The sequence below is a fragment of the Streptomyces sp. SLBN-8D4 genome (assembly GCF_049739545.1).
Classification (GTDB): Bacteria; Actinomycetota; Actinomycetes; order Streptomycetales; family Streptomycetaceae; genus Streptomyces; species Streptomyces canus_C.
In genome coordinates this window covers 2,803,974-2,827,152 of sequence record NZ_JBMGQC010000001.1, presented here as the reverse complement: position 1 = coordinate 2,827,152, position 23,179 = coordinate 2,803,974, and the positions used below count along the sequence as shown (strand labels likewise).

At 69.9% G+C, this 23,179-nt stretch carries 19 protein-coding genes; 13 read left to right on the top strand and 6 right to left on the bottom strand.

Features of this window, described 5'->3' with window-relative positions; all coding sequences use genetic code 11:
* Positions 1–228: 228 nt before the first annotated feature.
* From RKD20_RS12330 to RKD20_RS12315, 4 genes are read right to left on the bottom strand one after another with little or no spacing between them, the layout of a single operon-like run.
* Positions 229–2,073, bottom strand: a complete 1,845-nt coding sequence (locus tag RKD20_RS12330) for a hypothetical protein (RefSeq protein WP_424877777.1) — start codon at positions 2,071–2,073, stop codon at positions 229–231.
* Between the two features lie 5 nt (positions 2,074–2,078).
* Complete coding sequence (locus RKD20_RS12325; RefSeq protein ID WP_424877776.1) at positions 2,079–2,855, bottom strand: nucleic acid/nucleotide deaminase domain-containing protein; 777 nt, start codon at positions 2,853–2,855, stop codon at positions 2,079–2,081.
* Positions 2,856–2,860: 5 nt separating this feature from the next.
* Entirely contained in the window at positions 2,861–3,433 is a 573-nt protein-coding gene (locus RKD20_RS12320) for an SUKH-4 family immunity protein (protein ID WP_424877775.1), read from the bottom strand.
* Between the two features lie 54 nt (positions 3,434–3,487).
* Positions 3,488–5,221 (bottom strand): nucleic acid/nucleotide deaminase domain-containing protein, encoded by a 1,734-nt coding sequence (locus RKD20_RS12315; RefSeq protein WP_424877774.1) that lies wholly within the window; start codon positions 5,219–5,221, stop codon positions 3,488–3,490.
* A 217-nt stretch (positions 5,222–5,438) separates the two neighbouring features.
* Here RKD20_RS12315 and RKD20_RS12310 point away from each other — a divergent pair, with 217 nt between their 5' ends.
* From RKD20_RS12310 to RKD20_RS12280, 7 genes are all read left to right on the top strand, one after another.
* A complete protein-coding gene (locus RKD20_RS12310; protein ID WP_424877773.1) occupies positions 5,439–6,161 on the top strand; it encodes a DinB family protein in 723 nt (240 codons plus the stop codon).
* Between the two features lie 527 nt (positions 6,162–6,688).
* Entirely contained in the window at positions 6,689–7,393 is a 705-nt protein-coding gene (locus tag RKD20_RS12305) for a hypothetical protein (protein ID WP_424877772.1), read from the top strand.
* A gap of 111 nt (positions 7,394–7,504) precedes the next feature.
* A complete protein-coding gene (locus RKD20_RS12300; protein WP_424877771.1) occupies positions 7,505–7,792 on the top strand; it encodes a WXG100 family type VII secretion target in 288 nt (95 codons plus the stop codon).
* A gap of 85 nt (positions 7,793–7,877) precedes the next feature.
* Positions 7,878–9,101, top strand: a complete 1,224-nt coding sequence (locus RKD20_RS12295) for a putative T7SS-secreted protein (protein ID WP_424877770.1) — start codon at positions 7,878–7,880, stop codon at positions 9,099–9,101.
* Positions 9,102–9,104: 3 nt separating this feature from the next.
* On the top strand, positions 9,105–9,872 hold the full coding sequence (locus RKD20_RS12290) for a hypothetical protein (protein WP_424877769.1): 768 nt from the start codon (positions 9,105–9,107) through the stop codon (positions 9,870–9,872).
* Entirely contained in the window at positions 9,869–10,369 is a 501-nt protein-coding gene (locus RKD20_RS12285) for a hypothetical protein (protein ID WP_424877768.1), read from the top strand. Before RKD20_RS12290 ends, RKD20_RS12285 begins: the two co-directional genes overlap by 4 nt.
* Positions 10,366–10,956, top strand: coding sequence for a hypothetical protein (locus RKD20_RS12280; protein WP_424877767.1), 591 nt, complete (start codon positions 10,366–10,368; stop codon positions 10,954–10,956). The genes RKD20_RS12285 and RKD20_RS12280 overlap by 4 nt, the downstream gene beginning before the upstream one ends.
* Before the next feature lie 133 nt (positions 10,957–11,089).
* On the opposite strand, the gene eccCa is transcribed toward RKD20_RS12280, so the two are convergent.
* Positions 11,090–15,028 (bottom strand): type VII secretion protein EccCa, encoded by a 3,939-nt coding sequence (gene eccCa, locus RKD20_RS12275; RefSeq protein WP_424877766.1) that lies wholly within the window; start codon positions 15,026–15,028, stop codon positions 11,090–11,092.
* A 260-nt stretch (positions 15,029–15,288) separates the two neighbouring features.
* Here eccCa and eccD point away from each other — a divergent pair, with 260 nt between their 5' ends.
* From eccD to RKD20_RS12245, 6 genes are all read left to right on the top strand, one after another.
* Entirely contained in the window at positions 15,289–16,752 is a 1,464-nt protein-coding gene (gene eccD / locus RKD20_RS12270) for a type VII secretion integral membrane protein EccD (RefSeq protein ID WP_424877765.1), read from the top strand.
* A 253-nt stretch (positions 16,753–17,005) separates the two neighbouring features.
* The gene (rpsO, locus tag RKD20_RS12265) at positions 17,006–17,293 is read left to right on the top strand and encodes a 30S ribosomal protein S15 (RefSeq protein WP_007385095.1); all 288 of its coding nucleotides are present in this window, start codon (positions 17,006–17,008) and stop codon (positions 17,291–17,293) included.
* Between the two features lie 325 nt (positions 17,294–17,618).
* The gene (locus tag RKD20_RS12260) at positions 17,619–19,841 is read left to right on the top strand and encodes a polyribonucleotide nucleotidyltransferase (RefSeq protein WP_020122628.1); all 2,223 of its coding nucleotides are present in this window, start codon (positions 17,619–17,621) and stop codon (positions 19,839–19,841) included.
* Positions 19,838–21,217: a M16 family metallopeptidase gene (locus RKD20_RS12255; RefSeq protein ID WP_424877764.1), complete on the top strand. Its 1,380-nt coding sequence runs from the start codon at positions 19,838–19,840 to the stop codon at positions 21,215–21,217. Before RKD20_RS12260 ends, RKD20_RS12255 begins: the two co-directional genes overlap by 4 nt.
* A 25-nt stretch (positions 21,218–21,242) precedes the next feature.
* The gene (dapB, locus tag RKD20_RS12250; RefSeq protein ID WP_424877763.1) at positions 21,243–21,995 is read left to right on the top strand and encodes a 4-hydroxy-tetrahydrodipicolinate reductase; all 753 of its coding nucleotides are present in this window, start codon (positions 21,243–21,245) and stop codon (positions 21,993–21,995) included.
* Positions 21,996–22,002: 7 nt separating this feature from the next.
* The gene (locus RKD20_RS12245) at positions 22,003–22,458 is read left to right on the top strand and encodes a hypothetical protein (RefSeq protein ID WP_424877762.1); all 456 of its coding nucleotides are present in this window, start codon (positions 22,003–22,005) and stop codon (positions 22,456–22,458) included.
* A gap of 69 nt (positions 22,459–22,527) precedes the next feature.
* Here RKD20_RS12245 and RKD20_RS12240 read toward each other — a convergent pair whose 3' ends face one another.
* A complete protein-coding gene (locus RKD20_RS12240) occupies positions 22,528–23,082 on the bottom strand; it encodes a phage holin family protein (protein WP_424877761.1) in 555 nt (184 codons plus the stop codon).
* Positions 23,083–23,179: the final 97 nt, after the last annotated feature.

Here is a 23,179-nt window from a genome sequence, read left to right as displayed (position 1 = left end):
GGAGGAGGTGGAGGCGGTGTCCGCCCTCCCTGCCCCTGCGGATACGCGCCCCCCGGCCCTCCGGGCGGCGGAGGGTACGACATGAACTCCCTCTCCCCATGAGTCTCGATGATGCGCGGGAGCCCACAGAGAAATGGAACACGAAGGCTCCGGCCGGGCGGCTGCATGAGGAGTTCCTTCAGACCCACTGCACCATCCTTCGGCCAGCCCCCAGGCGTCGGCGGCGCCTCACCGCTCCCAGAGCACATCCAGCCGCAGCCGTACGGCACACAGGCCCTCGGAGTCGGCGATGACCAGCAGACCCTCGGGAGTGAGCGCGAGGGCGTCGCAGCCCCGCAGCCAGGGCAGCGCCCGCACCCTGCCCGAGAAGACGTGCCACAGATGCACCTCGCCGTCGCTCCAGGCCACGGCGAGCACCGGACCGGCGGAGGTGTCCGCGGCGGCGAGTGCGGTGGTCCGGTAGCGGCGCTGCTGCACCGGCACCGGCATCGGCTCGGCCGAGGTCTCCCACAGCCGCACCGAGCCGTCCGTCCCGGCACTGAAGGTGAGCGTCAGCCCGTCGGCGGTGGCGACGCAGGTGACGGCCGTGACCGGCTGCTCGTGCACACGGCAGGAGCGCGGAACGTCCTGGTACTCGCCCAGGGACCACAGGTGGACCGTGCCGCCCCGGTCGCCGACGACCGCGTACGGTCTCTGAGCGCCGCCGCTGCCGAGTGCGGTGACCAGCGACTCCTCCTCGGCGAGCGCGGCCGAACCGTGGTGCTCGGCGATGCGCTCTAGCGCGAACGCCGTGGTCGGATCGTCCTCGGTCACGAGCGGCAGCAGCGCGTCGGACCGGTCGAGCAGCAGCGCCGACCGGGCGTCATGGGGGGCTATGGAGCGCGGGCGTACGGAGGCCGGGCGGACGATCGCCGACGCGGTTCCGTCGGACGCGCTCCCGCCGACCGTGCCGAGGTCGGACGCGCCCCCGTCGGACGCCCCGCTCCCCACGTCGTACGTCCGCAGCCGCCCCGTCGGATCCGAGGCCAGCAGCTTTCTCTCCTCGCCGCCCGGCGCCAGGGCCAACGCGCTCACGGGGAGGGCCCGCCGGGCCCACACCGTCGACCACCAGTGCTGCCCGGCGAGCGGCCGCAGGTACTCCGTGAGGTCCGGGTCCGTGTCGACCGCGGCGGCGTGGAGCAGGGCGGCCCGTTCGGCACTGTCGGTGTGATACGCCGTCAGTTCCGGTGCTGCACGCCTCCACACCTCCCGTAGGCGGCCGGGCACGGGGATACGCTCGTCGGCAAGGGTGGCGGTGAGCGCGGTGGCCGAGCCGTGCACCAGGAACCCGGGGTCGGCCAACAGGCCGCGAACGGCCGCTCCCTGGTCGTCGGCGCGCAGTGCCGCATCGAGGACACGGCGGCGGACCGTGTCGGGCGCCTGGGCCCAGTCCGGGCGGTCGCCGGCGGTGCGGGGGACCGCGGCGACGAGATCGGCGTACGCGGGCTGCGAGATCCCGTTGACTTCCCCGCCATCCCCACCTTCGCCTAGGTCGACGATCGCGGCGTCACCGTCCCCGTCCCCAGCCAGCAATCCCGACCCGCCGACCTCAACTGCCGCCCGCAGATGGGGAATCGCCAGCAACGGCTCCAGCAGCTCGGCCACCAGGCTCTCCGGTGCCGCCGACGGCAGATCCGCGGGGCCCGCCCCGGCCCGGTGCAGATCAGGTACGAGCAGCAGCAACGGCCGCTCGTCCGCACCGACTTGGTCGAGCAGACGGTCGGGCGAGAGGGTGCCGTAACCGAGCTGGCGCCCCAACTCCCAGGCGAAGCTCTCGGTTGTCAGCCCCTCGGACGGCACGGTGGCATGGACGGTGAGCCCCGGACGGCCGACGGTCCCGGCCAGCAGCCAGGCGAGCAGGGCGCTCTTGCCGCTGCCCTCCGCGCCCCGCACCAGACACAGCCGCGGCCCGTCGCCGGCGGCGGCCCAGTCGAGCAACTGCCGCCCCGGAGTGTGCTTGTCCTCGTCCAGCGGCGGCCAGGTGGCCATGTCCGGCGTGACGGTGGTCGTACCGGCGGTCATGATGTGCTGCATCCCCTCTACTGCGGCTGCTGGGCCGCTGCCTCACGCAGTTGCCGGATGCCCTCGGCGCGGGACTCGGCCGTCTCGCCGTAGGGGAAGTTGTGGGTCAGCTGCGCGTCGGGGAAGACCTGGCCCAGCCACAGCGAGCAGTAGTGCCCCGGCATGAAGCAGGCCTCCAACTCGGTGTGGATCCGCAGCACTTGCTCCGGCTGCACACCCGCGGCCCGCAACCGGGCCCACAGCCGCTCCTCCGGGTGCACGCCGATGTCACCGGCCCCGGTGACGATCTGCTTCTCGCCCTGGTCGTTGACGATCTCGAAGGCGGTGAACCACTCCGCGCTCGCGGTGTCCCGGATGTCGTCGAGGACGAGCGGCCACCAGTGCTCGCGCCCCTCGAACGCCCGTGGGTCGAGGGTCCGCAGCCGCTGCTCCAACTCCGCGTACGCGGCGGCGGCCTCCTGCGGCACCTCGGTGCCGAGGATCTGGGCGAGGGCCTGGTCCAGCGCGGCGAGCGACTGCGCGAAGGCCTCCGCCGTCGCGTTCACGAACCGCGAGTCCTCGGTCCAGTCGAGGAGCACGGCGCGTACGACGCCCTCCTGGCCGGCACAGATCTCGAACCCGCGGTCGGAACCGAGCCGGGTCCAAGAGCGGCACTCGTCGAGGACGACCGTACGGCCCACGGACTCCGCGAACTCCTGGAGCGGTACGGGGTCGGACTCGGCCGTCCTGAAGTACGGGCCGAGGGACAGGGGGAGGGTGATCTCCCCGATACGGCGAATATCGCTGTCGTTCATCGCTCTTACCTCGCCTCGGGTTCGGCGACATATTCAAGGATGTCGTGCCAGCGGGAATGGGGCACCGCAAGAGCGGCCGGGTCGATTTCCCGCATTTGCTGGGTGAGGCGGGCCGCCGCGCTTTCCGGGTCGATATCCTCGAGTTCCGACTCGAAGTCGTAGTTCGGGCGCTCCTTCTCCAGCAGATAGAGAAAGTGGGCGAAGGAGGGGAGATCCTTGTTCAGTGGATAGATCTCGGATTCGTCGCCCGGGAGGCAGTACACGACTCCGGAGACCCCGTCCAGGGCGATGTCGTCATAAGGCACCATGCCCAGGAGAAGCCAGCTCTCGGCACCCTCGGGCAGGTCCGTCCACCGCTCGCGGAGGTCGTCGTAGGCGTCGCCGAGCTTCCTGGCCTGCTCCGGGGAACCGTCCACGAGGTCGAACCAGGGATTCGGGCGCGCCGGAATGCCGACATTGCGAAGAAAGTTCGCACTCGACTCGTGCCGAATGCCCGCCACCGCCGCCTCGGAAAAGGTGGTGAGCTCCTCCGGATCGAACTCGGATTCCAGGGTGTCCCGGTCGATGGGGGACGTCATCTCGTGACCTGCCTGCCTTGCGAATGATCGGAGTGCCCGATGTTAGCATGCGCGCTATTTGTGACGGTTCGCCTTCAGGCGGTCCAGATAATCCATCATTTCCGCGTTGCCTTGAGCCCTGGATTCCTTGGTGTTTCCGTAATCGATGCTGTGGGTGACATCGACGTGCGAAAGTCTCTCCTTCATCCACGCGCTACAGTTGGGCGCCGATGAACAGGGAGCTCTTTCCGTGTACAGCTCGGTCATACGACCGCCCGCACCGTCCCTGAGGACGGGGAACCCGATCATGCGCTCGGAGTGACGGAATCCCGAACTGCGCGCCACCATGACGAAGTCACCGTCGTCCTGCTTGGCGCTGTTGAACCGGGCGGCTGCGTAGTTGTTGCTCTCGAACTTGTCCTGCCCGTTGACCTGTTTGTGGTTGCCGTAGCTCTTGTCCGAGTGCCGGGCCAGTTGTACGGCCTGGGACAGGGGCGTGCTCCCGAGCTCCACCTGCTCGGAGTTGCTGAGCGGGCGCGGACGCGCCTTGCCGTGCAGCTTGAGGTTCGGTTCGCCGGGCAGCGGCCGGCCCGCGTTGTCGCCGTCGAGTGTGAGGCCGATGCGGTCCCGGTCCTCCTGGTTCAGCTTGTGGGTCCCGCCGTCGGCCCGCAGCCTCTTGAGTGTGCCGTCGTCGCCCATGAGGTACATGGGCGTCTTGCCGTCGTTGCCCTTCTGGAGCTGCTTCAGGGACAGGGCGGTCTCGTCGTCGTTGTCCTTGTGACGCTTGGCCATCTGCTTCAGGCCGCCGGTCATGCTCTCGTCGAGGTGGTCGGCGGAGCGCTTGACGCCCTTGGTGATGCCCTCCATGACCTCGTCCACCATGGGATCGAGGAGGTTGGTGAGCGGGTCCTTGCCCCTCGCGCGGCCGTGCGAGGACTTCGCGCGGGAGAGCTTCGTCCCGGCCCCGTCGCGGATCTTGCCGCCCGCGCCCTTGAGTCCGTTGCCGGCGCGCTCGTAGGAGTCGAGGTCCATGCTGAACTGACCGCCGCCGCCCGAGCTGGACCCGCCGGATCCGCCGGATCCGGCGTCGGCACCGGCCAGCTGCATCGAGCTGCCGCCGCCCCCGCCCGCGCTGGCCAGCTGCATCCCGCCCGACTTGAGGCTGTCGACGCCCTCGCCAAGCCCCTTCTCGCCCGCCTTCGCGGTCTGGCCGAGGTCGACGCCGTTCTGCGTGCCGAGGGCGTTGCCGCCGATCTGTACGACGAGGTCGCCCGCCATCGCGCCGATGGCCTGGAAGACCGGGCCCATCGCGACCTCCATGATCCGCCCGGCGATCTCCTCGCACACCTCCTCGAAGATGCGCTTCACGGCGATCCGGGTGACCTGCGTCCCCGCGATACCGCCCAGGGTGGACAGGCCGAAGGTGAGCGGGGCGGCGGCGAGGGCGGCCGCGATCTCCGCGGCGAGGATGCCGAGTTGGGCGATCGCGGCGATCTTCGCGCCCTCGATCAGTACGGCGACGGCGTCCAGCGCGGTCGCCGCCACCCGGCCCGCTTCGGAGAGGTTGGTCAGATGCTTGCCCTTGACGACATCCCAGTGCCTCTCCAGCGCCTGGATCGCCAGCCCCTCGTTCGTCCCGATCAGGTCGGTGATCGCCCGGTGCGCGTCCGCGGCGCCGTCCTCGATGTCGTCGGCGAGCTCCCGCATGGCCTGGGCCATGTCGCGGTAGTCGTCCTCGTCGACGTTGGGCCAGCTGATGCCTATCAGGTCCAGGGCCGCATCCAGCTCGCTCGGCAGGACTACACCCACAAGGGCCCCCGTTCGAAAGTTTCTCAGGGCAACGTAACTTTGATCGAATCCTGGAAACAAGTTGATCCGATGTCACATGACTTGATCTGAGGCTCAGTTGGCGCAGACCTTTCCGCGCGGAACCGTCGGGCCCGGAAATCCGTCGCGCCCTGCGCGGGTCGGTCGCTAGCCTCCGCGTGAGCGCGGCGAGACGCGTCGGCGCGAGGGGGGCAGGGCCATGGAGACCGGGCGCGTACGGACCGATCGACTGGGCGTACTGCTGGACCAGTTCGACTGCGTCAGGGAGCGGGCGCAGGTGCGGCTGGAGGGCCTCGGCGACGAGGAGTACCTGTGGGAGCCGGTCCCCGACTCCTGGTCGGTCCGGCGCCGGAGTGAGGCGGTGACGCCCAGGGCGTACGGCCCCGGCGAGTGGGTGATCGACAGGGGCGCCCCGGACATCCCCGCGGGCGAGTACGCGGAGGTCGCCCGGCAGGCCGCCGACGGCATGAGCGTCGCCAAGATCGCCGAGGACTGGAGCGTGAGCGTCGAACGGGTCGAGGAGGTCCTCGCCCACACCGGCCCGGTGGAGCCCGACATCTCCCCGGTCACGACCATCGCCTGGCGACTCGGACACCTCCACTCCTGCTTCGCGGGCGAGTGGGAGTGGACCTTCGGCGAACGCCGTACCGATCCCCACCAGTTGGTCGACTTCACCCCCTCCGCGGCCCTGGCCCAGGAGCGGTTCTGGTCCCTGCTCGACCGCTGGCGCGAAGCCGTGGGCCGGGTCACCGAGGAGCAGCTCGACACGATCGGTTTCTCCCAGTACCCGTACGGCTCCGCCCCCGACGAGCCGTACATCTCCGTGCTGTGGGGGTCCAACCTGGAACTCATCCATCACATGGCGGAGATCGCTCTGCTGCGGGACCTATGGCGGGCCCGGCCGACTCGGACGCCCTTGTGACGGAGGGGAGTTGACGGCCGGGGGCACGGGGGTGTGATGCTGTGGGCGAGCAGGGTGGCGGCCTTGCCCGGGCCGAACCGAGGCGTTCGAGGCACCCTGGTGGCCGATGCCCGGGCACTCCGCCGCGTCCATGTCCCGGCCGCCCGGGCCCCGCGGTCGCCCGGGCCACGCTACCTGCCCCGCCTGACGACCACCCTTTCCGGGACACCTGACCGCGTCGCCGGGACACCCCTGATCGCGCTCCCCGGATACCCGGCCGCGTCACCCGGACGTTCCTTGCCGCGCCCCCGGATGCCCGGCTGCGCCCCCGGACACCCGGCCGCGCAGCCGGCACGCAGCCGTTCGCCACCTCACGGAGCCGATGGCCGGCACCTTTCACGGAGAAACCCGCCCGGGGAAATCCTGTGAACATCCCGTGAGCGAGTCGCCGTTGAACCGCCCCACACCGACCGTCCTGCGGCGAAGTCCGGACGGCCTCTGCGATTCTGGCGCCCGTTCTCGTCAACGCCATCGACAGTTGGGCGGTCATGAACCAAAGCAGCCGGCAAGAGGTCCCGCAGACCGTGACGGAGACCGAGATCGAGGTGCCCCACAGGAGGCTGCACAAGTACGACAAGGTCAAGCCCGGGGAGCAGACCGTCACCATCCGGCAGACCGGACCCGGCACGAACGGCGAGCCCCTCGCCTACGTCCACGTCCCCCAGGACGCCCCGAAGGGCGGGCGCCGGGCAAGGCCGCCGTTCACCGTGAGCGCCCCGAACGGCGAACCGCTCAGCTCGGTACGGTCCCTCGGCGACGGCGTGTACGAGGTCCACGGCGCTGACGGCACCCCGATCGGTCGGATCACCCGCCGCGCCGGACGGACCCTGCCGTGGCCGCGGCGCGTGCACTGGAGCGTGCAGCCCGCGCAGGGTGGCGAACCACTGGCCGGCGAGGTCGGGACCCGCAAGGCGTGGGCGGTGTTCGTACTGATCTCTCCTCTGTACTTCGTGTGCTGGGCGGTCATGGCCGCGCAGGGAGCGATCTGGCTGCTCCTCGGCGAGAAGGTCGAGGCGAAGAAGGAGGCCGCCTGGGAGATGGAGCCCCCGACCTGGACACGGTGGCGTTCTGCCGACGAGCCGGACGTCGCGATCGAGTACCGGACCGGGCGCAGGTACCGTCTCGTCTCGCCCCGACTGGACCCCCGGCTGGCCTACGTACAGGCCGTGCTGCATGTGTGGGACCGGATGTGAACACGCACGTGCCGCGGGTCGGCGACAGCGAACATCCCCGGTACCTCGGAACTTGCTGCTCCGATAACCTGATCGCCGTTGACTGGATCACGACCACGGGGAGACACGGGGATGGCTGACTTCCAGATCGATGTCGATCGGATGAAGACCCTGATCAACAGGCTGGACCAGGTGGACGACCGCATGCGTGGCGCCCAGCAGCGGCTGAACAAGGTGGGCCCGAAGGGCCTTGGCACCGACGGCCTCGACAACGCCTGCGACGACTTCCAGGACGCCTGGGGCGACGGCATCAAGCGCATCGCCGACGCCTCCAACACCCTGCACGAGGGTCTGCAGAAGACGGTCGAGATGTATCAGACGACCGACCAGGAACTGCAGAAGGGCTTCAGTCAGAAGTAGCCCGCACCACCGCTGACCCACCTCGCACACGCAAGACCTCGCACACGCAAGACACCTCGCACACGCACACAACGGGGAGAAGAAGATGGGGATGTTCGACGATCCCAGCTGGCCAGGACTGACGTTCAACCCGGCCAAGGGTGATCTGCACACGATCGAGTCGCTGGCGTACGACGTCAAGACGGTCGGCGACGAGCTCGACGAGATGCGCGAGATGCTCGTGAGCATCGGCAAGACCGACGGTGTGTGGGACGGCGAGGCCGCAAAGAAGTTCCAGGACAAGGTCGGCGAGCTGCCCAAGTACCTCCAGCAGGGACACGAGTCGATGACGGCCTGCTCCAGGGCGCTGCGCGGCTGGCACGACGAGCTGGAGACCCTGCAGCGCCAGGCCAAGAACCTGGAGGACCGCGCGGTCGAGGCCCGCAAGCGGCTCGATCAGAAGAACGCCGACGTCGACCGGGTCAACGTCAAGATCGAGGGCGCCCAGTTCCAGCAGCTCACCGAGCAGCAGGCCAAGGCCCTCTCGGAGGAGGCCGACTCCGCCTCGAAGGCGGCCCAGGACGCCGCGACCGATCTCAAGCTCCTCATCCAGGACGCCGAGGCGCTGCGCAAGTACTGGGAGGAGCAGTCCGCGAAGGCCGAGAACGCCATTCGTGAAGCCGCGAACAACCGGCCGCCCGACATCAGCATCTGGGAGTCGATCGGCGACGGTCTGAAGGCCGCCTGGGACGGTTTCACGGACTTCCTCGCCGACCACGCCGACCTGTTCTCCAAGATCGGATCCGTGCTGTCCATCCTTTCCCTGGCGACCATGGCTATCCCGCCCGTGGGCGCGATCCTCGGCGGCCTCGCCATCGGCGCCAGCGCCCTCGCGCTCGCCGGCTACGGCGTCAAAACGGCCCGTGGTGAGAAGGTCGGAGTGATGGACTGGGTCGGTGCCGGGCTCGGTGTGCTGCCGGGCATCGGAGCGGTCAAGGGCATCACCGCGGGAGCGAAGGCGGCCAGGGCCGCGGCGACGGGCGAACGCCTCGCAGGTGTCTTCTCCCACGCCGACGAGATGGCGACCTCGGTCAACATGGCCCGAGGCATGGCCGACGGTCTCATGTACAAGGGCCTGGCGCGGGCCGGCAAGGCGATGGGCCTCGCTGACGAGGCCGTGGACGTCGGCAGCGGGCTGATGCGCGGCACCATGGGCGGCATCAAGGGTGTGGGCCTGGCGTTCGGCCTCATCTCGGGCGGCGGCGCCGAGACCAAGGCGGCCGCCGCGCCGCCCAGCAACGCGTTCATGTCTGCGGCGGGAGCGGCGTAACCGATGAGCACCATGTTTCCCGGTGGCGGCTCGGCCGACTCCACGGTCGTCGCCACCCCGCGGCTGACGTTCCGGGTGCCGCCCGCCTTCTTCGAACTCCCCGTCTACCAGACCGAGGAGCACGTCGGCCAGGCGCTGATCGAGCTGGCCCAGGACATCTACCCGCAGGGCACGCCCGAGCTCTGGTTCCAGTACGCGGCGACCCAACTGCCGGTGGTCGCCGAGATGATGGAGGCCGGAGTCGACTACGCCGGCTTCTGTCTTCTCGACCTCGACGGGCGGCGCAGCACGGCGACGGTGACGGGCGCCCTGTTGGAGTCAGTGCCGGACGGCCGGAAGATGACGGCCGCGAGCGTCGCCGCGGAACTCGCGGGCCTCGGTGGTGAAGAGGCTCAGGTCGAGACGGTGTGGCTCACTGCGGGCGAGGCGGTGGTCCGGTTCACCGCGGACGTCACGACCCTCCCGGCCGAGGTCACCGACTCCGGCCGCCCCGAGGACGTGGAGGTCGGGAAGATCGCCGTGTTCCTGCCGCTGCGCAGGGAGGCGGAGATGGTTCTGTTCGAACTCAGCACCCCGTGCATGCAGGACTGGGACCTGTACTCCGACCTGTTCTTCAACATCGTGAACACCATTGAGGTGCACGGCGACAGCGCGGTCGAGGCGCCGGTACCCGAGCAGCCGACGGACGTTCCTCCCAGCGGTCCTGCAGACGCGACGAACGGCGTCCACGTGCCCCTGCAGGCGCAGTCCGTGCGAGACGTGTTCGGATGAGCGCGGCCGACGGCACCGTCCCGGCGGAGGCCCTGGACCTGTTGCAGGTCAGGGCCGCGCAGCTGGCGACGGTGCCGGGCCTGCCCGAGGCGGTGCGCACGATCGGTGCCGAACAGGGCATCGACTACCTGGCCGACCCGCAGGTCGCGGCGATGCTCCAGCGCCACCGCCGGCTGCTGAGCGGGATGAACTCCCGCGGGCTGTGGGGCGGTCTGCTGTTCGCGCCCGGGGCGGTCGGGGCCTGGTTCCTGCTCGGCACCACCGACTGGTCGACCTCTGCCACGGCGGCCGACGTGGTCCTCTGCACGCCTGTGGCGCTGCTGCTCGCGCTCAGCGTGTACCTGCTGGCCCGGGCGTTCTGGTTCCGCCACGTCTGGCTGCGCGATGGGACCCGCGACCAGGTCAACGGATACCTTCAGATCTTGTCGGCGGCGGGGCTGTCGCGTCACGGACTGCCTGCCTGGCTGAAGCCGGTCACCGGAGAGAGATGGCGATGACGACTGTATTTGGCGTGCACGCGCAGGCCGCCCAGGGCACCACGGCCCTCAACCTCCAGAGTGTCATCAAGGTGCGGGGCGGGAACCCCGTGTACGTCGCACGAGGGGTGTCCAGCGGTGGCGCACCGGACGGCCTCGCCACCGACTTCACCCTCTACGAGGACCAGGCGGGCCAGAAGCCGCTGTGCGTCGTGGCCCCAGGCGGCCCGGCGGGCGCGCTGACCGTGACGGCGCCCGACGGCTCCGTGCTCGCCCTGCTCCACCCGCCGACCGACGGCGGCCGCCCCCGGTACGAACTGGAACTCCCTGACGGCACCCGGCTGGTCGGCCGCCCCGGCACCGTGGCCGCGTGGGCCGTGTACGTCGTCCTGTCGCCCCTGACGCTGCTCTACAACGCGGCAAGCCTCATCGGCGGCTACGGCATCGACTGGCACCTCCCGTCGCGCACGGTCTGGCGCGCCGGCGGCGGCCCGGGCCCCGCGCCCCTGAAGTTCTACGGCATCACCGACAAGTACAAGGTCCGCCCCGACCGGTTGGACCCGCGCGTGGCCTACGCCCAGGCGGTCCTCCACTTCTGGTCCACCTGACAGGACGCACCACGCAGTACCCGTACGGCGATGGCGGCACCCTCTCGGGGGCGCCGCCATCGCCGTGTCCCCGGCAAAAAGCAGGAGGAGCGGCCCGCACACGCGGACCGCCCCTCCACTCACGCGGACAGACTCAGCTCTCCGGCAGATACCCCGTCTGGACGAGCTGCCCGCTGGAGCGCCGAGAGATGAACTGGCCACGGCCCTGCGGCTGCGGAGTGGCCTTGATGTTGTTGAACACCGGGCCCTCCGACGGGTCGCCGGACAGCACGATGCCCTGGGCGCCGAGCTCCTTGATCCGGGTGAGGACCGGCTCGAAGGAGGAGCGCGAGGCACCGGAGGTGCTGCGGGCCAGGATGATGCGCAGACCCAGGTCACGCGCGAACGGCAGGTACTCCAGGAGCACCGACATCGGGTTGCCCATCGACGTGGCGACGAGGTCGTAGTCGTCGATGAAGATGAACGCGTCGGGCTCGTTGTACCAGGAGCGGTTGCGCAGCTGGTCCGGCGTCACGTCCGGGCCGGGCATACGGCGGCTCATCGAGCCGGCCAGCGACTCCATGACCTCCTGGAGCTGCGGACCCGAGGCGCAGTACTTGTACATGTGGCTCTCCGGCACCTGGCCGAGCAGCGCGCGCCGGAAGTCCGAGACCACGAACAGCGCCTTGTTGGGGGCGTACCGCTCGGAGATCTGCTTGGCCATGAACCGCAGCAGCGAGGACTTGCCGGACTCGCTCTCGCCGTAGATGACGAACAGCGGGTCGGTCTCGAAGTCCACGAAGACCGGCGAGAGGGTGAGCTCGTCGACGCCGACCGCGATACCGCGGCTGCCGAAGTCCCCGCCGCCGGGCAGCTCGGACGCGGGCAGCAGCGTCGGCAGCATCCGCACCTTGGGTGCCGTCGGGCCCTGCCAGGCGCTGTTGACGCTCTGCACGAGGTTCGCCATGCCGTCGGCGAGGTCCTTCACCTGCGTCGACCCGTCGATCCGGGGCGTGGCGGCCAGGTAGTCCAGCTTGTCCGGGGACAGACCGCGGCCGGGCTTGCCCATCGGCACGTTCTCGGCCCGCTTGCGGTCGAACTCCGACTCCATCGCGTCACCGAGCCGCAGTTCGAGCCGGCTGAGGATCTGGTCGCGCAGCGCGGGACGCATCTCGGTGTACCGGGTCGCGGTGATGATCAGGTGGACACCGAAGCCGAGACCGCGGGTCGCGATGTCCGCGATGACCGGGTCGAGCATCTCGTAGTCGTTCTTGAACGTCGCCCAGCCGTCGATGATGAGGAAGACGTCGCCCCACTGCTGGTCTGGGTAGTGCCCCTGCGCCCGGCGGTTGCGGAAGGTGCCCATGGAGTCGATGCTCTTGGAGCGGAAGAACTCCTCACGGGCGTTGAGGATGCCGTGCACCTCCGCGACCGTACGGCGCACCTTCTCCTGGTCAAGACGGGAGGCGGCGCCGCCCACATGGGCCAGGTTCTCCAGCGCGAGCATGCCGCCGCCGCCGAAGTCGAGGGCGTAGAACTGCACTTCGGCCGGCGTGTGCGTGAGCGCGAACGACGTGATCATCGTGCGCACGAGCGTCGACTTGCCGGACTGCGGACCGCCCACGATCAGCGCGTGACCGGCGGCACCCGACAGGTCCGCGTACATCACGTCACGGCGCTGCTCGAAGGGCTTGTCGACCAGGCCGACCGGCACGGTCAGCTTGCTCTGCAGGTGGTAGCCCTCGGCGTGCAGACCGCGCTCCGGACTGATGCCCAGCGCCGGCAGCACCTGGTCGAGGCTGAACGGCTCGTCCAGCGGCGGCAGCCACACCTGGTGGGCGGGCGGACCCTGACCGTCCAGGCGGCTGACGATGACGTCGAGGACGGTGTCGGCGAGCGCGTCGTCGACCTGGTGGGTCCGCGTCTCCGGCTCCGGATCGGCGAGGATGCGCACCGGCACCGGCGCCGCGGTGAACAGCACGGGGGAGCGGTCGATCCGTCCGCCGCCCTGTGCCATCGGCCCGTTCGCCCGGTAGGTGCCCGACACGTACGCGGCCTTGAACTGCACCATGGTCTCGGTGTCGTACTTGAGGATGCCCGCGCCGGGGACGTTCGGCAGGTGGTAGGCGTCGGGCACGCCGATCGCCGTACGGGACTCGGCCGCCGAGAAGGTGCGCAGACCGATGCGGTACGACAGGAACGTGTCGAGGCCGCGCAGCTTGCCCTCCTCCAGGCGCTGCGAGGCGAGCAGCATGTGCACACCCAGCGATCGGCCGATCCGGCCGATCTGGATGAACATCTCGATGAAGTCCGGCTTGGCGGCGAGGAGTTCGCTGAACTCGTCGATGATCAGGACGAGTGAGGGCAGCGGGTCGAGCGCGGCACCGGCGGCGCGCGCCTTCTCGTAGTCGGTGATGTTGGCGTAGTTGCCCGCCGTGCGCAGGAGTTCCTGGCGGCGGGTCAGCTCACCGGTGATGGAGTCGCGCATGCGGTCGACGAGGGTCAGCTCGTCGGCCAGGTTGGTGATGACCGCGGAGACGTGCGGCATCGAACCCATGCCGGTGAAGGTCGCACCACCCTTGAAGTCCGCGAGGACGAAGTTGAGCGTCTCGGAGGAGTGCGTGACCGCGAGGCCGAGGACCAGGGTGCGCAGCAGCTCCGACTTTCCGGAACCGGTGGCGCCGACGCACAGACCGTGCGGGCCCATGCCCTCCTGCGAGGCCTCCTTGAGGTCCAGCATGACCGGATCGCCGCTCTCGCCGAGACCGATCGGCACCCGCAGCCGCTCGTGCAGCGTGCGCGGCCGCCAGGTGCGCGAGACGTCCACGCTCGCCGCGTCACCGATCTGCATGAGATCCGTGAAGTCCAGGTTCGCGAGCAGCGGTTCGTCCGCGTCGGCGGCACCGAGACGCAGCGGCGCGAGCTGCCGGCCGAGGGACTCGGCCTGCGCCTGCGACAGCACGTCGGGGACACCGGTGAAGACACCCGTGCCCGCCTCCAGCTCCATGGCGTCGGGCCACACCCGCACCGACAACGAGCCGCGCGCCTCGTCGAGTTCACCGGGCACCACTTCGACGATGGTCACGCCCTGAAGGCCCTCCGCCGAGGCGAGGACCGAGTCCGGGGGCACCCCGCCGCCGTCGAGGACGACGACCACGTGCGGCTGGTCGAGCACCGGTGAGCCGTCCCGGCTCCAGCGGGGGCGGCCCTCCAGCTGGTGGGCGATCATCTCCTCCAGCTCGCCGAGGTCGTAGCAGAGCAGCCGGCGCGAACCGGCGCCGTCGGACTCCTTGTGCTGCATGTGCGGCAGCCACTTGGTCCACTCCCAGTCCACCGCGGCACCGGGCGCGGCCACGACCGCGATCACCACGTCCTCGGGGGAGTGCAGCGAGGCCAACTGTCCGATCACGGCGCGGGTCTGGCCGTAGACCGTCTCCGGGTCGCCGGAGATCGTCACGTGGTAGAAGGAGCGCAGCCCGATGGCCAGCGGGAGGTCACCGAGCGTGCCGTAGCTCGCGATGAACTGCTGCATCGAGTGCGCGGTCAGCGGCTCCAGTTCGTCCACCGGCGCGGTGTCGGGCGCCACCAGCGGCGTCGCCAACTGCTGAGGGCCCAGGCCGATCCGCACCTGGACGAAGTCCTGGTCCGTCGAACGCCGCTCCCACAGCCGGGAACCCTCGGCGATCAGCGCCCACAGCTGCTCCGGCGCCGGGTGCAGGTAGTACTGCGCGTCGCGCTGCTTGTGCACCGTGCGCCGCACCTCGCGCCGCTTCTGCGCCAGGTACTTGAGGTAGTCGCGCCGGGCCTCGGCCATCTGGCCGGACGGCCCCTTCCTGGCCCGCACGATCTGGGCGACGAGCATCGCGACCGTGGAGACCATCATCATGCCGCCCATGATCTTCATGAAGCCCTGGGCGCCGGGCATGAAGAAGAACGCCGCCGACGAACCCATGCCCAGCATGGGCAGCAGGTTCATCATCAGGCTGTCGTCCTCGGTGCGAGGAAGTTCGGGAGGGGACTCGAGCTTGACCTCCTCACTCGGCACCTCCGGCGGGTAAACCCGCGGCGGGCGCTTGACGATGACAACGCTCACCGATCCACCAGTCCTTCACGCAATCGCAATGTCGAACCGCCCCCGTCGTGACGGCCCCCGTTTGTTCGTCGACTCATGGGGCTCAGCCCACTCATGAGTCGGGCGTTGATCCTACTGTTCTGCGGGGCCGTTGAGCCGGGAGGGGATGGGGAGATGCCGCAAGAGGACGGTAGGGTGACGCTCCAAACGAAGCGCGGAGCGGGAATCGCCCTGGCAAACCGCGACGAATCACCGAGTACTGGACTAGGGGGAACCGTCAGGTGAGTACGGTTTCAGCAACCGGATTCTGCCGGGTCACGGTGGCGGCACCGAACAGCCGGATCGATGTGGCACTTCCCGAGGACGTGCCGCTCTCTGACGTCTACCCGGAGATCCTGCGGCTGTCGGGCCAGACACCCGAAGAGGCCGCGCCCACCGGGTACAACCTCGTGCGCAGGGACGGCTCCGTCCTCGACGACGGCCGCTCGCTGTCCGAACAGCAGATACGCGATGGCGAATTGCTGCTCCTGCGGCCGTTCGCGGACTCGCTGCCGCCCGCTGTCTTCGACGACGTCGTCGACGCCGTGGCCGCCGCCGTCGAGGCCGACCGGCGCAGCTGGAACGACGGTATGATGCGGGTCGTCGGCCTCACCGCCGGCGCGCTGCTGCTGACCATGATGGCGCTGGCGCTGTGGTTCTCCGAGCCGCTGCGCCACGACATGCACGGCCTGCCCGGCGTCATCGCCGGTGTCACCGGTGTCGTCCTCGTCGCGCTCGCCTCCGTACGCGCGCGGGTCTACGACGACCACCACGCGGCCGTCGCCCTCGGCCTCGCCTCGCTGCCGCACCTGATGGTGGGCGGCTCGGGCGTCATGGCCCTCGACGCGGGCGAGGGCCCCGGCCGGCTGAACCTCCTCGTCGGCTTCGCCGTCGTCCTGGTCGCCGCGGTGCTGCTCGTGCTGCTGCTCCCGCAGAAGGACGCGCCCTTCATCGCCGCCGCGTTCGGCGCCGGCGTCGGCGTCCTCGCCACCTTCGCCGCGATCGTCTCCGAGGCCGAGCCGCGCGAGACGGCCGCCGTCACCGCTGTCGTCATGATCGCCGTCATCGGCTTCCTGCCCGGCTGGTCCGCCCGCTTCTCCCGGCTGCCCATCGGGTTCCGCTCGCCCGACCAGATCGCCAAGCGCGGCCGCGCCGAGGACCAGCAGGAGCAGGAGCCGGTCGACTACCGGCTCATCACCGACCAGGCGCGCCGCGGCCACGAACTGCTGCTCGGTCTCGTCGGCGGCTGCGCCGTCACCGGCGTCGCCTCGGCCGGTGTGGTGCTCGGCTTCTCCAGCAGCGGCTGGGCCCAGCTGCTGTCGCTGGCGGCCGGCCTCTCCATGATGATGCGCGCCCGGCTCTTCCTGTACACGTCCCAGGTCGTGACCCTGATGATCTCGGGCATCATCACCGTCAGCCTGCTGGTCCTCGGCCTCGCCCTGAACCCGCCGGCCGACATCATCAAGGAGCTCGTCTACGACCACAACAGCGCCCCGCTCGACATCCGCACCGTCTGGCTCTCCGCCGCGGTCGCCCTGGGCGCCACCCTCCTCGTGGCCATCGCCCTGATCGTGCCGCGCAAGGGTGTCACCCCGTTCTGGGGCCGGATGCTCGACCTGAGCGAGGGCGCGGTGCTCCTCTCCCTCGTCCCGCTGTGCCTTGCGGTCCTCGACCTGTACGCGGCGGCCCGCGGCATGACCAGCTGACCGTCCTCACACCTCGCGGCGGCTGTCACCCACTCGGGTGGCAGCCGCCGCGTCATCTGTACGACAGGGGCGGGGGCCTGGGCACTGCCGTCGGGCTGATACCCTGGCTGACGGCCGTTTGTGTACGCACCCCCGGAGCTGATCGCTCTGGAGGCCGCGCCCAGCGGATCCCCGCCTCCCGAGTTACGGAAGCTCCCCTGAGAAGTGGACCAGGGGCACTCGGTGGCTACCCAAGAGACTACGAGGAGTACGCGTGTCGCTCGACGCCGCTACGAAGAAGCAGATCATGACCGAGTTCGGCCAGAAGGAGGGCGACACCGGCTCCCCCGAGGTCCAGGTCGCGATGCTCTCGCGCCGTATCTCGGACCTGACCGAGCACCTCAAGACCCACAAGCACGACCACCACTCCCGTCGTGGTCTGCTGATCCTGGTCGGTCAGCGCCGTCGCCTTCTCCAGTACCTGGCGAAGAAGGACATCCAGCGCTTCCGTGCGCTGGTCGACCGCCTCGGCATCCGCCGCGGTGCGGCGGGCGCCAAGTAGGACGCCGTGAGGGGAGCGGTTCCCGAAACGATCGGGGGCCGCTCCCCTTTGCCGTACGTGCTCACCGCACGTGCGGAAACGTGCGCGGTGTCACACCCACTTTGTAGTGTGGTAGCACAACGCAGTAACAACGCAGTACCACGAGGAGAAGTGCACCTCGCCGCCGCCGGTCCTCGGTAGTGGCCCCCGGGCCTTGCGAACCCGGGTGCTTCGATCGAAGACCGGCCCGCACCAGACGGAGCGCTTCTCCGCGCACGTCCCCCCGCCACACGGGCGGATCGGGACAAAAGACGATACGCAGACGAAAGTAACGGAGAACACGCTAGTGGAGAACGAGACCCACTACGCCGAGGCCGTCATCGACAACGGCTCCTTCGGCACCCGCACCATCCGCTTCGAGACGGGCCGCCTCGCCAAGCAGGCCGCCGGCTCCGCCGTGGCGTACCTGGACGACGACACCATGGTGCTGTCGGCCACCACCGCCTCCAAGAACCCCAAGGACCAGCTCGACTTCTTCCCCCTGACGGTGGACGTCGAGGAGCGGATGTACGCCGCCGGCAAGATCCCCGGCAGCTTCTTCCGCCGTGAAGGCCGCCCCTCCGAGGACGCGATCCTCACCTGCCGGCTGATCGACCGCCCGCTGCGCCCCTCCTTCAAGAAGGGCCTGCGCAACGAGATCCAGGTCGTCGCCACGATCATGGCCCTCAACCCCGACCACCTGTACGACGTCGTCGCGATCAACGCGGCCTCCGCGTCCACGCAGCTGGCAGGCCTGCCCTTCTCCGGCCCGATCGGCGGCGTCCGCGTCGCGCTGATCAACGGCCAGTGGGTGGCCTTCCCGACGCACTCCGAGCTCGAGGACGCCGTCTTCGACATGGTCGTCGCGGGCCGCACCCTGGAGGACGGCGACGTCGCGATCATGATGGTCGAGGCCGAGGCCACCGAGAAGACCATCCAGCTGGTCAAGGGCGGTGCCGAGGCTCCGACCGAGGAGGTCGTCGCCGCCGGTCTGGAAGCCGCGAAGCCCTTCATCAAGGTGCTCTGCCGGGCCCAGGCCGACCTCGCCTCGAAGGCCGCCAAACCGACCGGCGAGTTCCCGATCTTCCTCGACTACCAGGACGACATCCTGGAGGCGCTCTCCGCCGCCGTCCGCCCGGAGCTCGCCTCCGCGCTGACCATCGCCGGCAAGCAGGAGCGCGAGTCCGAGCTGGACCGCGTCAAGGCGCTCGCCGCCGAGAAGCTCCTGCCGGAGTTCGAGGGCCGCGAGAAGGAGATCTCCGCCGCGTACCGCTCCCTGACCAAGCAGCTCGTCCGCGAGCGCGTGATCAAGGAGAAGAAGCGCATCGACGGCCGTGGCGTCACGGACATCCGTACGCTCGCCGCCGAGGTCGAGGCCATCCCGCGCGTGCACGGCTCCGCGGTGTTCGAGCGTGGCGAGACCCAGATCCTGGGCGTCACCACCCTCAACATGCTCCGCATGGAGCAGCAGCTGGACACCCTCTCCCCGGTGACCCGCAAGCGCTACATGCACAACTACAACTTCCCGCCGTACTCCACCGGCGAGACCGGCCGCGTCGGCTCCCCGAAGCGCCGCGAGATCGGCCACGGCGCCCTCGCCGAGCGCGCCCTCGTCCCGGTCCTGCCGACCCGCGAGGAGTTCCCCTACGCGATCCGCCAGGTCTCCGAGGCGCTGAGCTCCAACGGCTCGACGTCCATGGGCTCGGTCTGCGCCTCCACCATGTCGCTGCTGAACGCCGGTGTGCCGCTCAAGGCCCCCGTCGCCGGTATCGCCATGGGCCTGATCTCCCAGGACATCGAAGGCGAGACGCACTACGTCACCCTCACCGACATCCTCGGTGCGGAGGACGCCTTCGGCGACATGGACTTCAAGGTCGCCGGCACCAAGGAGTTCGTCACCGCCCTCCAGCTCGACACCAAGCTGGACGGCATCCCCGCCTCCGTCCTGGCCGCCGCTCTCAAGCAGGCCCGTGACGCCCGCCTCCACATCCTCGACGTGATGATGGAAGCGATCGACACGCCGGACGAGATGTCCCCGAACGCCCCGCGGATCATCACCGTGAAGATCCCCGTGGACAAGATCGGTGAGGTCATCGGCCCGAAGGGCAAGATGATCAACCAGATCCAGGAGGACACCGGCGCCGACATCACGATCGAGGACGACGGCACCATCTACATCGGTGCGGTCGACGGCCCCTCCGCCGAGGCGGCCCGCACCACGATCAACTCGATCGCCAACCCGACCATGCCGGAGGTCGGCGAGCGCTACCTGGGTACGGTCGTCAAGACCACCACCTTCGGTGCGTTCGTGTCCCTGCTCCCGGGCAAGGACGGTCTGCTGCACATCTCGCAGATCCGCAAGCTGGCCGGCGGCAAGCGCGTCGAGAACGTCGAGGACGTGCTCGGCGTGGGCGCCAAGGTCCAGGTCGAGATCGCCGAGATCGACTCCCGCGGCAAGCTCTCCCTGATCCCCGTGATCGAGGGCGAGGAAGGCTCCTCCGACGAGAAGAAGGACGACGCCGACCAGTGACGTCCCCCAGCTCCAAGGCGACGGCCCGCACCTCTTCGGAGGCGCGGGCCGTCGCCCGTACCCAAACCCTGATCAAGGGCGAGAACGGCATCGGCACCGTCCGCAAGACCACCCTCCCCGGTGGCCTGCGCATCGTCACCGAGACCCTCCCCTCGGTCCGCTCCGCGACCTTCGGCATCTGGGCGCACGTCGGCTCCCGCGACGAGACACCGTCACTGAACGGCGCCACGCACTACCTGGAGCACCTCCTCTTCAAGGGCACCTCCAAGCGCAGCGCGCTGGACATCTCCTCCGCCATCGACGCGGTCGGCGGCGAGATGAACGCGTTCACAGCGAAGGAGTACACGTGCTACTACGCGCGCGTGCTCGACGCCGACCTGCCGCTCGCCATCGACGTGGTCTGCGACATGCTCACCGGCTCCCTCATCCTCGAAGAGGACGTCAACGTCGAGCGCGGCGCGATCCTCGAAGAGATCGCGATGACCGAGGACGACCCGGGTGACTGCGTGCACGACCTGTTCGCGCACACCATGTTCGGCGACAACCCCCTCGGCCGCCCGGTCCTCGGCACCGTCGACACCGTCAACGCCCTGACCGCCGACCGCATCCGCCGCTTCTACAAGAAGCACTACGACCCGACGCATCTCGTCGTCGCGGCCGCGGGCAACGTCGACCACGACAAGGTCGTACGACAGGTCCGCGCCGCCTTCGAGAAGGCCGGCGCCCTCAAGAGCCCGGACGCCGTGCCCATCGCCCCGCGCGACGGCAGGCGCGCCCTGCGCACCGCGGGCCGCGTCGAGCTGATCGGCCGCAGGACCGAACAGGCCCACGTCGTCCTCGGCATGCCCGGCCTCGCCCGCACGGACGACCGCCGCTGGGCCCTCGGCGTGCTGAACACCGCGCTCGGCGGCGGCATGTCCTCCCGCCTCTTCCAGGAGGTCAGGGAGAAGCGCGGACTGGCGTACAGCGTCTACTCGTACACCTCCGGCTTCGCCGACTGCGGCCTGTTCGGGGTGTACGCAGGCTGCCGGCCCTCGCAGGTCCACGACGTACTGAAGATCTGCCGGGACGAACTCGACCAGGTGGCCGAACACGGTCTCTCGGACGACGAGATCGGGCGCGCCATCGGCCAGCTGAGGGGCTCCACGGTCCTGGGCCTGGAGGACACCGGCGCGCTGATGAACCGCATCGGCAAGAGCGAGCTGTGCTGGGGCGAGCAGATGTCCGTCGACGACATGCTGACCCGCATCGCGTCGGTCACCCCGGACGACGTCCGCGCGGTCGCCCGCGAGATCCTGGGACGGCGCCCGTCGCTGTCGGTCATCGGCCCGCTGAAGGACAAGCAGGCGGCCCGGCTGCACGAAGCGGTCGCGTAAGTCCTCTCGTGAAGGAAGCAGGAAGATGAGCAAGCTGCGCGTGGCGGTCCTCGGTGCCAAGGGCCGGATCGGCTCGGAGGCGGTACGGGCCGTCGAGGCGGCCGAGGACATGGAGCTGGTGGCCGCCCTCGGCCGGGGCGACAAGCTGGAGACCCTGGCCGAGACCGGTGCCCAGGTCGCCGTCGAACTGACCACACCGGCCTCGGTGATGGACAACCTCGAGTACTGCCTGAGCCACGGCATCCACGCCGTCGTCGGTACGACGGGCTGGACCGACGAGCGCCTGGCCCAGCTGAACGGCTGGCTTGCCAAGTCCCCGGAGACGGGCGTGCTCATCGCTCCCAACTTCTCCATCGGGGCCGTCCTGAACATGAAGTTCGCGCAGATCGCCGCGCCGTACTTCGAGTCGGTGGAGGTCATCGAGCTGCACCACCCGAAGAAGGTCGACGCCCCGTCGGGCACCGCCTCGCGCACGGCCCAGCTCATTGCGGCGGCCCGCGCGGAGGCGGGCATGGCCCCCGCCCCGGACGCCACCGAGACCGCTCTGGACGGCGCGCGCGGCGCGGACGTCGACGGCATCCCCGTCCACTCCGTCCGCCTGCGCGGTCTCCTCGCCCACCAGGAGGTCCTGCTGGGCGGCGAGGGCGAGACGCTGACCATCCGCCACGACTCCCTGCACCACAGCAGCTTCATGCCGGGCATCCTCCTCGGGGCCCGCCGCGTGGTCACCACCCCGGGTCTGACCTTCGGCCTGGAACACTTCCTGGACCTGGGCTGACACCGTCATGCGCGCCAAGCTGTCCTACGCCGTCACGGCTGCCGTCCTGGTCTTCTACTTCGTCCTGGTCGGCAGCCGAGGCGTCATGCTGATCCAGTCCGGCACGCTCATCACCGTCACGTTCGGTGTCGCGGTGCTGATCCTGCCGGTGATCGGCCTGTGGTTCCTGTGGAAGAACACCCAGTTCGTCCGCCGGGCCAACGCCCTGGCCGCCGAGCTCGACGCCGAGGGCGGCCTGCCCGTCGACGAGCTCAAGCGCACGCCCGGCGGCCGGATCGACCGCGACTCCGCCGACGAGGTCTTCGCCCAGCGCAAGGCCGAGACAGAGACGGCCCCCGACGACTGGCGGAGCTGGTTCCGGCTCGCCGTGGCCTACCACGACGCCCGCGACACCCCACGCGCCCGCAAGGCCATGCAGCGCGCGATAGCACTGCACGACGGCAGGCCCGTCCAGCAGCTCTGAGGTCCCGGCACGTCGAAGGGGGCCGGTCCTGGTGCGGACCGGCCCCCTTCTTCGTGTGTCCCTGTCGGGTCAGCCCCGCGCGTACTCCGCGGCCCAGGCCTCCACCGCGTCCGCGGCCCGGTCGAACGCCTGGCCGCGCGCGAGGAAGTCCGCGTTGTGCGTGGTCAGCAGCGGCTGCGGGTCCTCCGGCCCCCGGCCCTGCCGTACGAGGGTCAGGGCCTGGCCCTGGACCGTGCGCGGCAGTCCGAGCCAGCGCACCGGCTGCTGTGCCGTCCGCACGGCGACGACCTGCTCCCAGGACACCGTACGAGTGAACAGGAAGCCCACCCGTCGCACCCCGCGGCCGCATACCCACACGCCCATGCGCAGCAGCCGCAGCGCGCCGACGATGACGAGCACCGCGATGCCGAACACCACCGCGGCCTCGGACGGCGAGTCGGTCAGCGCGATGATCACCGCGGCGAACAGCACGTACGAGGCGAGCAGAAGAAGGACCGCCGCCACGCCCACCCGCCACGGACCGGGCCGGTAGGGGCGCCGCCAGTGGTCACGGTTGTCGAACGGCAGCGCGACGTCGTCCGTCGTCTCGAATGCTCGGTCGGCCGTCAGGAAGGGCAGGGGCACGGCGGGTCCTCACTCGATCCATGCGTGGGCTGTGCCGGTGAGGCTATCCGCCGCTGTCCCCGCGAGCCACCTTCGGGGGCCAATGGGGGTGCCTCCC

Coding starts and splice junctions, on each gene's coding strand:
- RKD20_RS12285 (WP_424877768.1), top strand. CDS start 9,869: ATGAGCGCGGCCGACGGCACCGTCCCGGCGGAGGCCCTGGACCTGTTG.
- RKD20_RS12245 (WP_424877762.1), top strand. CDS start 22,003: ATGCGCGCCAAGCTGTCCTACGCCGTCACGGCTGCCGTCCTGGTCTTC.
- RKD20_RS12325 (WP_424877776.1), bottom strand. CDS start 2,855: ATGAACGACAGCGATATTCGCCGTATCGGGGAGATCACCCTCCCCCTG.
- RKD20_RS12290 (WP_424877769.1), top strand. CDS start 9,105: ATGAGCACCATGTTTCCCGGTGGCGGCTCGGCCGACTCCACGGTCGTC.
- dapB (WP_424877763.1), top strand. CDS start 21,243: ATGAGCAAGCTGCGCGTGGCGGTCCTCGGTGCCAAGGGCCGGATCGGC.
- RKD20_RS12320 (WP_424877775.1), bottom strand. CDS start 3,433: ATGACGTCCCCCATCGACCGGGACACCCTGGAATCCGAGTTCGATCCG.
- RKD20_RS12305 (WP_424877772.1), top strand. CDS start 6,689: ATGAACCAAAGCAGCCGGCAAGAGGTCCCGCAGACCGTGACGGAGACC.
- RKD20_RS12280 (WP_424877767.1), top strand. CDS start 10,366: ATGACGACTGTATTTGGCGTGCACGCGCAGGCCGCCCAGGGCACCACG.
- RKD20_RS12300 (WP_424877771.1), top strand. CDS start 7,505: ATGGCTGACTTCCAGATCGATGTCGATCGGATGAAGACCCTGATCAAC.
- RKD20_RS12330 (WP_424877777.1), bottom strand. CDS start 2,073: ATGCAGCACATCATGACCGCCGGTACGACCACCGTCACGCCGGACATG.
- RKD20_RS12295 (WP_424877770.1), top strand. CDS start 7,878: ATGGGGATGTTCGACGATCCCAGCTGGCCAGGACTGACGTTCAACCCG.
- RKD20_RS12310 (WP_424877773.1), top strand. CDS start 5,439: ATGGAGACCGGGCGCGTACGGACCGATCGACTGGGCGTACTGCTGGAC.